This window comes from Pedobacter sp. GW821-FHT01D05 (assembly GCF_059422505.1).
This window is the reverse complement of sequence record NZ_JBWKXA010000002.1, coordinates 752029-765967: the sequence shown is the minus strand read 5'-3', so window position 1 is coordinate 765967 and position 13939 is coordinate 752029. Positions and strand designations below refer to the sequence as shown.

14 protein-coding genes are annotated in these 13939 nt (G+C 37.8%); 2 read left to right on the top strand and 12 right to left on the bottom strand.

Annotated features, from left to right (window positions below):
- Window positions 1-131 precede the first annotated feature (131 nt).
- The 11 genes from AC07VK_RS11375 to hemA form a co-directional block, all read right to left on the bottom strand.
- Window positions 132-692, bottom strand: a complete 561-nt coding sequence (locus AC07VK_RS11375) for a CopD family protein (RefSeq protein WP_492960505.1) — start codon at window positions 690-692, stop codon at window positions 132-134.
- Window positions 693-707: 15 nt separating this feature from the next.
- Window positions 708-995 carry a type II toxin-antitoxin system RelE/ParE family toxin gene (locus AC07VK_RS11370; protein ID WP_492954786.1) on the bottom strand — a complete coding sequence of 96 codons (288 nt, stop codon included), beginning with the start codon at window positions 993-995 and terminating at the stop codon, window positions 708-710.
- The gene (locus AC07VK_RS11365; protein ID WP_492954785.1) at window positions 983-1162 is read right to left on the bottom strand and encodes a hypothetical protein; all 180 of its coding nucleotides are present in this window, start codon (window positions 1160-1162) and stop codon (window positions 983-985) included. Before AC07VK_RS11365 ends, AC07VK_RS11370 begins: the two co-directional genes overlap by 13 nt.
- Window positions 1163-1254: 92 nt before the next feature.
- Window positions 1255-2280, bottom strand: a complete 1026-nt coding sequence (gene hemE / locus AC07VK_RS11360) for a uroporphyrinogen decarboxylase (RefSeq protein ID WP_190326472.1) — start codon at window positions 2278-2280, stop codon at window positions 1255-1257.
- A gap of 190 nt (window positions 2281-2470) precedes the next feature.
- Window positions 2471-2986 carry a hypothetical protein gene (locus AC07VK_RS11355; protein ID WP_492960503.1) on the bottom strand — a complete coding sequence of 172 codons (516 nt, stop codon included), beginning with the start codon at window positions 2984-2986 and terminating at the stop codon, window positions 2471-2473.
- Window positions 2986-3690: a response regulator transcription factor gene (locus AC07VK_RS11350; RefSeq protein ID WP_025146905.1), complete on the bottom strand. Its 705-nt coding sequence runs from the start codon at window positions 3688-3690 to the stop codon at window positions 2986-2988. Before AC07VK_RS11350 ends, AC07VK_RS11355 begins: the two co-directional genes overlap by 1 nt.
- A gap of 8 nt (window positions 3691-3698) precedes the next feature.
- Window positions 3699-4565: a sensor histidine kinase gene (locus tag AC07VK_RS11345; RefSeq protein ID WP_492960501.1), complete on the bottom strand. Its 867-nt coding sequence runs from the start codon at window positions 4563-4565 to the stop codon at window positions 3699-3701.
- A gap of 117 nt (window positions 4566-4682) precedes the next feature.
- The gene (hemL, locus tag AC07VK_RS11340) at window positions 4683-6053 is read right to left on the bottom strand and encodes a glutamate-1-semialdehyde 2,1-aminomutase (protein ID WP_492960499.1); all 1371 of its coding nucleotides are present in this window, start codon (window positions 6051-6053) and stop codon (window positions 4683-4685) included.
- A 174-nt stretch (window positions 6054-6227) separates the two neighbouring features.
- On the bottom strand, window positions 6228-7196 hold the full coding sequence (gene hemB / locus AC07VK_RS11335) for a porphobilinogen synthase (protein ID WP_492960497.1): 969 nt from the start codon (window positions 7194-7196) through the stop codon (window positions 6228-6230).
- A gap of 219 nt (window positions 7197-7415) precedes the next feature.
- Entirely contained in the window at window positions 7416-8996 is a 1581-nt protein-coding gene (gene hemC / locus AC07VK_RS11330) for a hydroxymethylbilane synthase (protein ID WP_492954779.1), read from the bottom strand.
- Between the two features lie 347 nt (window positions 8997-9343).
- Complete coding sequence (gene hemA / locus AC07VK_RS11325; protein WP_492954778.1) at window positions 9344-10570, bottom strand: glutamyl-tRNA reductase; 1227 nt, start codon at window positions 10568-10570, stop codon at window positions 9344-9346.
- 685 nt (window positions 10571-11255) lie between these two features.
- Between hemA and AC07VK_RS11320 the strand changes: the two genes are divergently transcribed.
- Together AC07VK_RS11320 and AC07VK_RS11315 are read left to right on the top strand one after the other, a co-directional pair.
- On the top strand, window positions 11256-12083 hold the full coding sequence (locus AC07VK_RS11320; RefSeq protein WP_492960496.1) for an alpha/beta hydrolase family protein: 828 nt from the start codon (window positions 11256-11258) through the stop codon (window positions 12081-12083).
- 27 nt (window positions 12084-12110) lie between these two features.
- Complete coding sequence (locus AC07VK_RS11315; protein WP_492960494.1) at window positions 12111-12644, top strand: hypothetical protein; 534 nt, start codon at window positions 12111-12113, stop codon at window positions 12642-12644.
- A 10-nt stretch (window positions 12645-12654) separates the two neighbouring features.
- On the opposite strand, the gene AC07VK_RS11310 is transcribed toward AC07VK_RS11315, so the two are convergent.
- Entirely contained in the window at window positions 12655-13929 is a 1275-nt protein-coding gene (locus AC07VK_RS11310; RefSeq protein WP_492960492.1) for a mechanosensitive ion channel family protein, read from the bottom strand.
- Window positions 13930-13939 lie beyond the last annotated feature (10 nt).

Below are 13939 nucleotides of genomic sequence, written 5' to 3'. Positions count from 1 at the left end.
CGGTGCAAGTTTACGCAAAGGAAACAAAGTTATTTACGAGTTGACCACCAAGGCACAAAGAACACAAAATTTTTTAATACCTTAATTACAAACAATATTCTTGATGCCCAAGTGACTTTGTGGCAGAATGATTATTCACCACGCTTTTTACGATAGTTCTTGTACAGCTTAACCCCAATCATAATGGCCATAGCTACACCCATTATACCAATTAAACCATAAATCCAGTTAATGGCACTTTTAAGAATGACCACAAATACAATGGCGATCATAAAAATGGTAGCAAGCTCACGCCATAACCTCAACTGAAAGCTGCTTAGCTTATATTGATTGTTTTTAAGCTGTTTAACGATGTTTTGGCAGATGAAATGATAAATGAGTAAGCTAACAACAAAACCTAGCTTAACCCACATCCAATCAGCTTGAAGCAAACCTTGGTTTAAAGTCAGCATAGATACACCTGCCAAAACAGAAATAATCATCGCTGGGGTGGCAATAATTTTCCATAAAGTAGCCTCCATTTTAATAAACTGTTTCTGGAGGATAGTTTTTTCAGGTTCGGGCTTATCGTTTGCCTCAGTGTGATAAATAAAAAGACTAAGGATATAAAACAATCCCGCCATCCAGCTAATTACAAATACAATGTGTACTGCAAGAAAATAGTGGTAATATGGCTGTAAGGTTTCTATCATTTAATATTTAGAGGATTATAGAAAGGGTTGAGCGGCATGATGAACGGTAATGATCTCAACAGTATCAATTCCCTTATCGAAAAAATAAATAATCCGGTAATTACCTTCTATAAGTTCACGGATTGCTTCATTATCTCTTTCAGGAACGATCCTTCCCAATTCGGGCATTTCCTTTAAAATTTTAGGTTTGTTAAAGAGTTTCTTAATTATAGCTGAAGCAAAGTTATGAGAATACTGACTATGAAAATTTGCAATATTATTTAAATCATCAATGGCTATTTCTGTCCAGACTATTTTAGCCATTTCTCTAATTTTTTCTCGGCCTCCTCTTCAGAATAAATTTTACCCGTTTGAACTTGATTCAATCCTGCATCAATTTTTTGAAGTAATAAAATCCTTTCAATTAATTCATCTGCAGAAAATTCATCTGGCATCTCTTTCAACGTATCTATAACTTCGATCTTCTTCATTAGAAAAATTTTAGGATAAGCTCTAGCCCTTATATATCCAAATATAACAATTTGTATTCGCTGTTCAAAGTCCCCTTTAAGGGATTTAGTGGTTAATACCTAAACTCCTTAACCACCTCAATTGCATACTTCACATTATCGAAAGGAATATCTGGCATTATACCATGTCCTAAGTTGAAGATAAAACCTTCAGTACCACGCATGCGCTCGAACAATTTATGGATCTGTGCCTTGATTACAGCTTTATCCGCATATAAAATATGTGGATCTAAATTTCCCTGTACAGCAATACCTTTTGGCAAAGCATTTTTAATATTCAATAAATCAGCATTCCAGTCAACCGAAATTACATCTGGTTTAGCTTCTGCCATAATTGGTGCAAAAACCGAACTTCCTTTACAGAAAGAAATCACCGGAATGTCTTTTCTGTTTAAGTTAGCAATGATTTCCTGAATGTAACGGTGAGAAAACTCCTGGTAATCATTCCAGGATAAAGCAAGTGCCCAGCTATCAAAAATCTGAACAGCATTAACTCCGGCAGCAATCTGAAGATTCAGGTAATCTGCCGTTACTTTAGCAATTTTAGCCAAAAGTTTATGCGCCAATTCTGGCTGATTGTGTATAAAGAGTTTGGTTAATTTAAAATCTTTAGAAGAACCTCCTTCAATTAAATAACTCATTACCGTAAATGGTGCACCTGCAAAACCGATCAATGGAATTCTGCTATCCAATCGTTGTTGAATCACTTTAATCGCATCAGCAACATACTGCAATTCGTCCAGGCAATCAACATTTAAGTTTTCGATATCTTTAGCGGTACGCACCGGATTTGCAAACTTAGGTCCAACGCCTTGAGTAAAACTCAAATCACCACCCATAGCCTCGCCGGTTACCAAAATATCACAGAATAAAATTGCGGCATCAATATCCAACAAATCAACGGGTAACATGGTCACATCTGCAGCAATTTCTGGGTTTTTACACATCTCTAAAAAAGAGTATTTGTTTTTAATTTCCCAATATTGTGGCATAAAACGACCTGCCTGACGCATCATCCATACTGGTGGGCGTTCGGTTTGTTTTGAAAATGCTGCGTCTAAAAATAAGTTATTCTTCATGATTGTATTTGGTGCCGCGTATCGTCACCCTGAATTTATTTCAGGGTCTAACTAAGGAAAGATGCTGAAACAAGTTCAGCATGACGACCGAGCTAAAATTTTAATTTTGCAAAGGTATAAATAAAAAAAAAACGAAGTACCTTTTTATTCCTAAACTGGTGCTTCGTTATTCAAAATGACAATATTAATATTATAATTTGCTGATTTCTTTTTCAATTTTAACGATAATGTCTTTCGAGCGTTGCGTTTCGGCAAGTTCTTTCGCCAATTTCGTATAAGCTTCTGCCCTTTCTTTATCTTTCTTCCGCAAAGCAAGGTTAGCCAAATGGATCAATACGTACGATTTTTCATTTTTACCTCCCACAGGAAAGCGGCTAGCCAACTGAAAGTGATACTCCGCCTTATCGTAGTCTTCTTCCTTCAAAGCCATATTGCCCTGCATAAATTCGTAATAACCCCTTCGGCTTTTGGCCAAGCGCTCTGGCTTAACCACCTCTGCCAATAGGGCTTTGGTTTTACCGAATTCGTTATTCTTAAAATGTTTCGATGCCATTAAAACTGAACTGTGCTTAAAATGACTCCAAACAACAAAGGCAAACAACAGCCCTGAAACAGCTGCCAGCTGATATTGATTGTAAAATACACAAACCAATGCAGCAAGCAAAAAAACTGCCATTAAAGCATATCTGCCCTTATTATTGTACATTAATGACTATCAGTAAATTTATAGCCTACACCACGAATTGAATGGAAATAAACAGGATTTTTTTGATCTGGTTCGAAATACTTGCGGAACGTTAAGATGAAGTTATCAATCGTTCTCGTTGATGGATAAACATCATAATTCCAAACGGTTTCTAAAATCTGCTCTCTAGAAACGGCATCGTTTTTACGCTCGATTAACAGTTTCAACAACATCGTTTCTTTTTTGGTTAATGGTGTAATGGTACCATCATCGTGTTTTAATTCGAAAGAGTTAAAATAAATTGTTTTATCACCGATTTTGTAAGAATTCAATTCTTTTAAATCATCAGATTTTAAACTGCGTTTAACCAAAATACCCACACGAAGAATTAATTCTTCTAAGTTGAAAGGTTTAACCAAATAATCGTCAGCTCCTTTTTTCAAACCTAACACACGGTCTTCCGACGTGTTTTTAGCTGTTAAAAACATAATTGGAACTTCTGCATTCTCTAAACGGATTGTTTCGCAAACCTGGAAACCATCCATTTCAGGCAGCATTACATCTAAAATAATTAGATTGAAGCGTTCTTCTTTAAAAATTTTAAGAGCGGTTTTGCCATCTTTAACGGCGTGAACTTTATAACCCTCAAGTTCCAGGTTTAATTTGATAGCATCTAACAAGTGATCCTCGTCTTCTACCAATAGAATTCTTAATTTTTGTGACATAATTGAGATTAACTAAATGTTACTTCAAAAATACTTCCTTGAGGCAAATTGTCTTTTACTGTAATATCTGCATCATGGTATTGTAAAACCTCTTTCACAATAAACAAGCCTAAACCTGTTCCTTTCGCTTTTCTGACATTCTCGTTACCAACACGGTAAAACTTATCAAATATCAACATTTTTTCGGCATCTGAAATACCTGGCCCCTTATCAATAACACTTAACTGAATATGTCCATCCACTTCGTTTAAATGCACATTTATCTCATCGCATGGGCTCGAATACTTTACCGCATTCTCTATCAAATTGGTTACAACTGACGATAAGGCAAATTTGTCACCCATTATCTGCAAATTTGGCTGAATTTGCGTACTTATTAATTGTTCATTGCCACAAGAATGAACCTGTAAACGATCGGTAATTTTATATACCAGCTCCGAAAAGTTAAATTTTTCTTTGGGAAAAGTGTAAGATCGGTTTTCAATTTTGGTGGCCAACAACATATTTTCGACCAGATCATCCAAACGCTCAATGTCTTTTAACGAATTATTTAATAATGAAGTTTGACGTGCTTTATCCAAATCCCGTTTAACAATTGTTTGAATAGAAAGTTTTATAGCAGCTAAAGGCGATTTAAGTTCATGTGTTATCGACATCAGGAAATTTTGCTGCTGCTCTCTTAATTTATCCTCACGTTTTAACGATTGATGCAGGAAATACCCGCCGATACAAAGCAAAAATAAAAACACCGAACCTTCACCCATAATCATCGTCATGCGGCTTGGTTGCAAACGCACCACCAGTGTTCCCCACGAAATGAGTTGAATGAGTGCGTAAAGCAATAATGCGTAAAATATAATTATAGATTTCTTCATTCGTCGATTTTTCCTTCGGGTTGATTACACAGATTTCTGGATTTCACAGATTGTTTTTCCCATGGTTCGTGTCTCCACGAACCATCATAAATCATTATGTCGTAGCTTAAAAAAGCCTTACTTCTTAAACACTAAATCTAATGCTTCAAAAATAGCACGTTTTGCTTTCTCCAATTCGATCTTAGTATGTGCTGAAGATACGAAACCAACTTCATATCCCGATGGCCCTAAGTAAATTCCTCTGTTCAATAATTCACGGTGCATAATTTTGAATTTCTCCATGCTGCCAGCATCAATATCATCGGCCGATTGGATTTTATCCTTATCAGTAAATGCAAACCAGAAGATTGAGCCAATGGTAAATACTTTAAATTTATAATTGCGTGCGGTTGCAAAACGCTGAATACTGGCTACAAATTCTTGTGCTTTCGCATTCAGATCTTTATAAAAGCTCGATTTGTTCAGTTCTGTTAATGTGGCGATTCCTGCTGCCATGGCCACAGGATTTCCAGATAGGGTTCCGGCCTGATACACACCACCATCAGGAGAAATATGCGCCATAATTTCGGCACGTGCACCATACATCCCAACAGGTAAGCCGCCACCAATAATTTTACCATAAGTAACAATATCAGGTGTAACACCATAATGTGCTGCTGCCCCTTCAAAACCTATCCTGAAACCGGTAATAACTTCATCAAAAATCAGAAGGGAGCCGTTATCCGTACAAATTTTACGTAAGAAATGAATATATTCTTCATCTTGAATAATCAAACCATTATTTGCCGGAATACCCTCAATGATTACCGCAGCGATTTGATCTTTGAACTGAGCAAAAGCTTGTTCAATAGCTGTTTTATCATTTAGGGGTACAACGATGGTTTCTTCAGCAAAAGATTTTGGCACACCCGCAGAAGAGGTTTCACCAAAAGTAACCAAACCAGAACCGGCTTTAACCAAAAGCGAATCGCTATGACCATGGTAACAGCCTTCGAATTTTAAAATCTTATCGCGGCTGGTAAAACCTCTTGCCAAACGTATCGCCGACATTACCGCTTCCGTCCCCGAACTCGTAAAACGTATTTTCTCAACAAAACGGTTGTTTTTAATAATCAGCTCAGCCAATTCATTTTCCAAAGCTGTTGGCGCACCAAAGCTCATTCCGTTCTGCATTACCTCGGTAACTTTATCGCGGATTTTAGAATTGTTATGACCTAAAATTAGTGGTCCCCAGCTACCACAGAAATCGATAAACTGATTACCATCAGCATCCCAGATAAAGCAGCCGTCACCTTTTTCTATAAAAAGTGGTGTACCATAAACAGATTTAAAAGCCCTTACCGGAGAGTTTACCCCACCTGGGAAATACGTTTTTGATTTCTCGTACAATTCGGCAGATTTTACTCTCGAAATATCAGGTTTACTACCCGTATTTACCGGAATATCAGCTTCGTTGCCTGAAAACATTTTCTTTAATGAATCTAACATTTTTGTTAAGGTTGAAGGCTAAAAGGTAGAAGGTAGAAGGCTCTGGGCGCATAACCCATAGCCAATAAGCCATCAATCTTTTACCTCATTATATTTGTAGGTTTTAGAACGAATTGTTAAGGATCTAGATTGTGGGGATAAGCCCTCAACCATTAAGCCTTCTACCTTCCGCCTCTAAAGCCAGTTGTTATTTAAAATATCTTTAATATGGTAAGTGGTAATAATACTTGCGCCTGCACGGGCAAAGGCATGCATGGTTTCCATTACTACTTTTTGTTCATCTATCCAACCGCGTTCGGCAGCTGCTTTTACCATCGAGTATTCGCCTGATACATTATAAACCGCAATTGGCAAATTGGTATCTTGTTTTAACCTTTGGATAATATCCAGATAGGCTAAACCTGGTTTCACCATTAACACATCAGCACCTTCTTGTTCATCCAGCTGCGCTTCTCGTAAAGCTTCCAACGGGTTTCTGAAATCCATCTGATAAGCCTTCCTATCGCCTTTGCTTGGTGCACAGTCTGCAGCCTCTCTAAAAGGACCATAGTATGCAGAAGCAAATTTTGTAGCATGGCTCATAATTGCTGCATTAACAAAACCGTTATGATCTAAAAGATTACGAATGGCCTCAATACGTCCATCCATCATGTCAGACGGGGCAAACATATCAGCACCAGCTTCAGCATGTGTTAAAGCCATTTTAGCGATTACCTCTACTGTTTTATCGTTTTGAACATAATCGTTCTCTAAAATACCGCAATGACCATGGGTAGTATAAGAACAAACGCAAACATCGGTAACTATATATAAATCGTCTCCGAATTGTTTTTTGAGCTCGCGAACCGCCGTTGGCACCAAAGAATGATCGTGATAGGCTGACTTAGCATCTTCCGATTTTTCATCGCCAACGCCAAATAGCATAATTTTGTTGAGTCCTTTTTTCATTCCGGCCTCAACATCTTTAACAAGGGTATCAACCGAATAATGGTTTACCCCTGGCATTGCATCAATGGCGTGGGTAACATTGCTGCCTGGCACTATAAAATAAGGGTACACAAACATATCTTTCGATAACCGGGTTTCGGCTACCATCTCTCTCACCAATGGGTTTTTCCTTAATCTACGCGGACGGTTTAACATTTTATTTGTATCAAGTATTTAGTATCAGGTATTTAGTATCAAGTATCGAGACCTGAATATCTTCTATTTTTCCTTACGTGGTGATTACACAGATTAGATGATTACACCGATTTTTGGATTTCGCAGTGGATATTTCTTGCAGGGGTAATCGGCTTTGCGCTTTAGTCTTTACCCTCTCAAAACCTTCGGCCTTCCAACCCTCTACCTTCCGCCTCAAACCTATCTTATCTCTATCCCAAAAACAGCTTCAGCTAATCCAATTTCATCAGGCGAATAAGGCAAAGCATATTTCACGCCCATTTCATCAAATTTCTTACCGGTAGAGTTTCCTATAGCAATTACCTGTTGGCCTGGTTCCAATAAATTATCAGCGAAATAGGCATCAACATTTGATGGACTGGTAAAAATCAGCACATCGGCATAACTTTGGTCAATATCATCTTCGATTACCGTTTCGTAAATCGGCAGATCGATTATTTTAGCATCAGCTGGCAATGATTTTTGAATCGATTGTAAAGAATCCTGTGCTCTTGGGAACAGTATTTGCTGACCACCAACCAATTGCGCAAAATCTTCAGCAACTTCGGTAATATCGCCACTCTCGCCAACAAAATCGGCAATATGGCCAAATTTACGCAAGGCATCTTCTGATCCTCTTCCTACCACGCCAAACCTTGTTTTCTTTGGCAATACCGGTTTTAAGTTGAAAAAATATTCAACACTATTGCGGCTGCTGAAGAAAACCCAGTCTACATGCCTTAAAATAAACTGATCTAAAACCGTTACTATCGGGAAGGTACGGATCAATGAACGTCCTTCTATTTCAATATTATTATTTTCTAATGCTCTACGGAAATAACTGTGCTCGCCAATTTCGCGTGAAATGAAAACCTTTGCTGGTTTCTTCCTTTCTACATTAAACTTGGCCACAATTTTTTCTGCCAAACCTTCGGTACTTTCTGCGCGTAAAAACAAACGTTCTGGAAAATGGTCGGCCGTTTCGGCTTTTGAAGTCCATATTTCGAATTTTCCGTTTTCTTTTTTGCAGTAACAGCCCAAAGGCATGTGGCAACCACCTTCGAAAAGGTTTAAAACCTTACGTTCTACAGTTACAGTCTCTGCCGTTTCAGGATCGTGCAATTTTTGCAATGCATCAAAAAGCTCGGTATCATTTTCCCTGATCTGAATAGCCAAAGCGCCCTGGGCGGGTGCCGGGATAAACTCGGTAGTTTCTAATTCTTCCACATGTAAATCGCTCACATCAAGATTTAAGCGCTTAACACCAGCTTTTGCGATCAGAATGGCATCATAATCTTCATCGCGAAGTTTTTGGATACGGGTGGGCACATTTCCGCGTAAATCTTCAACCTCTAAGTCAGGGCGTAAGCCCAGTAACTGGGCTTTGCGACGGTTGGATGAAGTGCCAACCATTGCACCTTTTTTTAACGAAAGCTTCTGCGAAACATCTACACAATCTTTTAAAATCAATAGGTATTCGCTTGCTTCTTCACGTGGTGGTAAAGCAGCGATAATCAATCCTTCAGGGTGTGTAGTAGGTAAATCTTTAAGGCAATGTACAGCCAGATCAATTGTTCCACCTAAAAGCTCCTCTTCCAATTCTTTGGTAAAAAAGCCTTTGCCTTCCAGTTTATCCAATCTTAAATTCAGGATTTTATCGCCCTGCGTTTTAATGATTTTTATTTCTGCTTCTATTCCAATTGCAGCCAATTCATCTTTTATATGATTTGCTTGCCATAAAGCCAGGTCGCTACCGCGTGTTCCAATGGTTAATTTCTTCACTATAAAGGTTAAATGAGTTGCAAATTTAATTTAATTAGTGGTTTATACCATGAATTGTTTAAAAATGAGACAGTGAGGTTACAGAATAGGGAATTTAAAGGATTTCTGTGACATTACACAATCGGTTTGTCATTCTGAGTGCAGCGAAGAATCTTAAGCCACACAACGCTCCCCATAAATAAAATTTAAATGTTATTTATATTAGATGGCAGTTAAACCATGTAAGAAATTAAGTTGAGTGCAAGAAAGATGCTGAAACAAGTTCAGCATGACGAAAAGGGAATTGGTTTCAGGATTTAGCTAAAAGACAAAAGATATCTGGGCTTAGTGTTTTTTGCGGTAAAACCTTAAGATTGATTGACCAAAATTTCTTTGGCCATTACCATCGGAACACTGATGTATTTTTTCTCCATGTAGTTCATTACACGTTCTAAAACTTCGCGTGAGGCTTCATCCATCTGACTAATTTCATCAGCAAACACGCCATTTATGGCTGTATTTTTGATTTCTTTAATCTTTCTTGGTACTTCCTGCATCGCCAGTTCGATACGGCGTTGTTTTAAAACAGAGAAAAATTCGGTGATGTTATTGCTGATAATTTCTTCGGCATGTACCAGTTCGTTATAACGTTCCTGGATATTTTTGCGTGCTACCTCTTTTAGCGATTCTACTTCGATATAATGTACAGGGTTGTTATGGATCACTGCAGGCGTAACATCATTCGGAATGGCTAAATCTACAATTACCTTTTTGCCCTGATCGCCGTTTAAAAGTTTGGCATATAAGGCTTCGTTAATAATTGCCTCCGTAGAGCCAGTACAGGTAATGATTACATCAAATCCTTCATTAAAATCTTCAAGTGCTGCTAAAGGATAAGCCTTACCACCTAGCTCTTGTGCCAAAGATTCGGCCTTAGAAAACGTACGGTTGAAAATCGAGAAATTCGAGTATTTATGTTTGTTGAGGTACTTTGCAATGTTCTGATTGGTTTCGCCAGCGCCAATAATCAAGATACGTGAGTTGCCACACATATTTAACTCTTTTAGTTTGCGGTAGGCCAATGAAACAACAGAAACGGGATTCTTTGAAATATTGGTGTGGGTATAAACTTCTTTTGCGGTTTTAACCACACGGTCCATAATCATACGCATGTAATCGCCAGTAAAACCTGCATCGCGGCAGTTTTCATAAGCTTTACGGATCTGGGCAAGAATTTCCTTTTCACCAACCACCAAACTTTCTAAAGAGCACGATGTTCTGAGCAAATGGTTAAAAGCTTCTTCGTTTTCGTATACCGTAACATTATCCAGAAAACGCTCCATAAATTCAGGAGGTAGGCCCATGTCTAAAACAGTAAGGAACCTGGTTACAAATTCCTTGTCGGTTTTCTCTTTGGTAAGGAAAACAAACTCCACCCGGTTGCAGGTTCCGATATAGAAAATTTCGCTAACGGGAAGTTCTGCCTGAACATTCTTCAACCTGCTATCTAAACTCTGATCACAAATAACTAATTTCCCTAAAGATTTCAGGTCGATGTGGTGATGCGTAAAAGCTATTACTTTTAAATATTCCAAGTGCTTCCGTTATTAACTATTATCGGGATACAAAAGTAACAGGGTGAACGCATGTGACTGTCATTAACCTGTAATTTACATCAATTTAGAACGGTTTTAAATAAAGAGCCCAAAGATTAATCAAACCATATTGATTTATATGAACAAACCAATCTGCATAATTTTCCTCTTGATTTACGCCCTTTTCTAGGTCCTGGCTAGATGTAACTACTTTTTATCCACCGCAGTATATTACGTTATTATGCCAAAATGGTTGCCTGCACCTGGCTTTTTAATTTATTTCTTAGGGATATTAGAAATCTTTTTTGGATTATATTGACCGGAAAGCTAGCGGTACTATTAATTATATTGATCATAATTGCATGAATAAGGTTGCCTTGGCGGTTATTGTTTATGATTGGGCCACGCATTATTACTTAAAGAATATTTATTATTCAAAATATTATATATCCTTTTTTTGAAGCGCAGTTCCGGTGCGAGTGGGAAGGGTACTGTCCTGCTGTACATTCCAATCCTTTTGGATAAACCTCGCTAAACAACAATTTAACCTATCCAAAAGGGATTTCCATTTCCATCAGGGCTATTATACTCACGGCTGTGGTCAATATCCTTCTATTCTAAACACAAAAAATGCACAACAAAATAAGATTTCGTAGGTTTATAATCTGTACCAATTCCTTAAATTATGATTACACAAAGCAATTTTAGCCTGATCGGTGCTGACAGAAAATTAATTATCGGCGATATTACTTTCGATGAGAAAAACCCTAATACGCCCATTGTACTTTTTGTGCATGGCTTTAAAGGTTTTAAAGATTGGGGGGCACACAATTTAGTAGCCAGGCATTTTGCCAGCAACGGTTACCGTTACGTTAAATTCAATTTATCGCATAGTGGTGTGCCAGTTGATGACCCGAAAGATGTAACCGATATGGATGCCTTTGCTAACAATACTGTATCGAAAGAACTTTTTGATTTAAATGCGGTACTCGATTTTATCGAAAAAGCATACGGTAAAGACACAAAGGTGAATCTGATAGGCCATAGCCGCGGCGGTGGATTATCGATCATTGAGGCTGCAAACGATTTAAGGATTAACAAACTGATTACCTGGAGTGCCATTGGTGATTTTACCAGCCTGTGGAAAAAAGAACAAGAAGCTGAATGGAAAAAGAATGGAAAAATCTTTGTGACCAATGCCCGTACGAAAGAGCAGATGCCTTTAAATGTTGGTCTATTGGAAGATCTGGAAGAGAATGAAGCAGCATTGGATATTATAGCTGCAGCAAAACGGGTAAACATCCCGTGGTTGATTATCCATGGCGATGATGATGTAAATGTTCCTTTTGAAACTGCACAAACTTTGGCAGAGGCCAATCCTGGCAGCAGGTTAGTTAAAATTGAAGGTGCTAACCATGTTTATGGTGCTACACAGCCCTACACCAACGAAACTTTACCACCGCTGTTGTTTAAGGTTTGCGAAAAGGTAATCACTTTTATAAGTGAAGTATAAATTAATTATCTTGGGCCATCATAAATTATGGCTCAAGATAGAATCAACTTCTCAGGCTTCAATCAAGCTCTATTTAAGAAGAGCTTAATTGGATTAACATTATTTTTCTGTTTTATCATTTTTCTTGACAGTAATTTCTCGCCCGTAAAATCAAATGCTGAATTTATTGTTGATTTTGAGGGCTATCGCTCCAAAAACAGAAAAGAACACATTTTTAGTGTTCAAACCCTTCATGAAAAATATAGGATACCACCTAAACTTTTCAATGAAATAAATGAGAAAGATTCCCTGCTAATCTATAGATCAAAAATAACCGGCATTATCTTATATTTTGGTTTGCGGAAACCTGATGTAACTATTGTTTGTAAAACCCGGTTTTTAAAGGATGATTTTTTTGGATTAGTTACCAGTGCTTTAGGTGTTTTTCTAGCGATAATTCTTTATTTTAACAGCAAACTAGAACAAAACGTCACCCTTCAAGGAATTTTAGTCTTTTTGATTATCATTTCTTTGGTTTTCCTAAGAAACTACTTTGGTGGAAATTATTTATGGGAGTTCTAATTTTTCAATACTAATCGTCCCCTCTTCTCACAAAATTGCGCATATCGCTGCCGCTAGGACTTTGGAAAATTTCCAGGTCGAAATAGGGTACAGCAGCTAATAAATGATCAAAAATATCAGCAGCCACTTCTTCGAAACGCTTCAATCCTTTTTCTTTCGAGAATACATAAATCTCAATCGGTAATCCGTTTTCTGTGGCCTGCAACTGGCGCACCATAAAGGTTAAATCGGTATTAATGTGTGGATTACTTTCGAGGTATTTCTCTGCATAAACCCTAAAAGTGCCAATATTAGTCATGTGGCGGCCGTTAACCAGATTATTGGGATTCACCGTATTTTCGGCATTATACCTTTCTATAAAAGCCTGTGTTTCTTTAAGGTAATCTTTCAAAAAATCGATACTCTGTAGTCTTCCAATCAATTCTTCATCGCAGAATTTAATACTCGAAATTTTGATGTTGATATGCCTTTTAATCCTCCTCCCCTCACTTTCTTCCATTGCCCGCCAGTTCTTAAACGACTCACTAACGATGGCATAACTAGGGACAATGGTTACCGTTTTATCCCAGTTACGCACCTTAATGGTAGTTAAATTTATTTCAGTTACCTCGCCATCGGCACCATACTTCTCTACGGTAATCCAATCACCTACCCTTACCAGGTCAATAGCGCTCATTTGTACGGAAGCTACAAAACCTAAAATCGGATCTCTGAAAACCAGAATAAAAACAGCGGTAACCGCGCCAAAACCACCAAAAACATAAAGCGGCGATTCGCCAAGAATAATCGACAGGATGAGTACAAAACCAACAATATAAAATACAATTTTGGCTACCTGTTTGTAACTTCTAATGGGTTTATCGGCATATTTCTTTGATGATTCCATAATGGATACCAAAGCATTAAGAAATGCATTTACAGCAAACATTACGGCTAAAACCATGTAGATTTTAGCAAATATTAAAGCATAAAATAACCCGTTTTTAAAATCGATAAAAAGATAAGGAACAACATTATAGATGATGTAGGCGCCAAATATTAAGGCAAATGCCCTGAACACCCTAAATTCAAACAGCGCCTTTTGCCAATCGGATTTGGTTTTTGCACTTTTTACCACACCGATAAAAAGCTGTCGGGTTAAAAATATGGTGATGAACAGAAATAAAATAACCCCAATAAGCCCTATAAAAAAATAAGAATAAATGAGTTCGCCACTGGCAAGGCCTTTGCCGGCGAGCCAGTTTCTAAGTTCGGTAAACAGGGATTGAAACTCGGGGATGTTCATTAAGGCAATT

Excerpts from the sequence above, each read along its gene's own strand:
- AC07VK_RS11345 (WP_492960501.1), bottom strand. The coding sequence starts at position 4,565 with ATGAAGAAATCTATAATTATATTTTACGCATTATTGCTTTACGCACTC.
- AC07VK_RS11355 (WP_492960503.1), bottom strand. The coding sequence starts at position 2,986 with ATGTACAATAATAAGGGCAGATATGCTTTAATGGCAGTTTTTTTGCTT.
- hemL (WP_492960499.1), bottom strand. The coding sequence starts at position 6,053 with ATGTTAGATTCATTAAAGAAAATGTTTTCAGGCAACGAAGCTGATATT.
- AC07VK_RS11310 (WP_492960492.1), bottom strand. The coding sequence starts at position 13,929 with ATGAACATCCCCGAGTTTCAATCCCTGTTTACCGAACTTAGAAACTGG.
- hemE (WP_190326472.1), bottom strand. The coding sequence starts at position 2,280 with ATGAAGAATAACTTATTTTTAGACGCAGCATTTTCAAAACAAACCGAA.
- AC07VK_RS11370 (WP_492954786.1), bottom strand. The coding sequence starts at position 995 with ATGGCTAAAATAGTCTGGACAGAAATAGCCATTGATGATTTAAATAAT.
- AC07VK_RS11315 (WP_492960494.1), top strand. The coding sequence starts at position 12,111 with ATGGCTCAAGATAGAATCAACTTCTCAGGCTTCAATCAAGCTCTATTT.
- AC07VK_RS11365 (WP_492954785.1), bottom strand. The coding sequence starts at position 1,162 with ATGAAGAAGATCGAAGTTATAGATACGTTGAAAGAGATGCCAGATGAA.
- AC07VK_RS11320 (WP_492960496.1), top strand. The coding sequence starts at position 11,256 with ATGATTACACAAAGCAATTTTAGCCTGATCGGTGCTGACAGAAAATTA.
- AC07VK_RS11350 (WP_025146905.1), bottom strand. The coding sequence starts at position 3,690 with ATGTCACAAAAATTAAGAATTCTATTGGTAGAAGACGAGGATCACTTG.
- AC07VK_RS11375 (WP_492960505.1), bottom strand. The coding sequence starts at position 692 with ATGATAGAAACCTTACAGCCATATTACCACTATTTTCTTGCAGTACAC.
- hemB (WP_492960497.1), bottom strand. The coding sequence starts at position 7,196 with ATGTTAAACCGTCCGCGTAGATTAAGGAAAAACCCATTGGTGAGAGAG.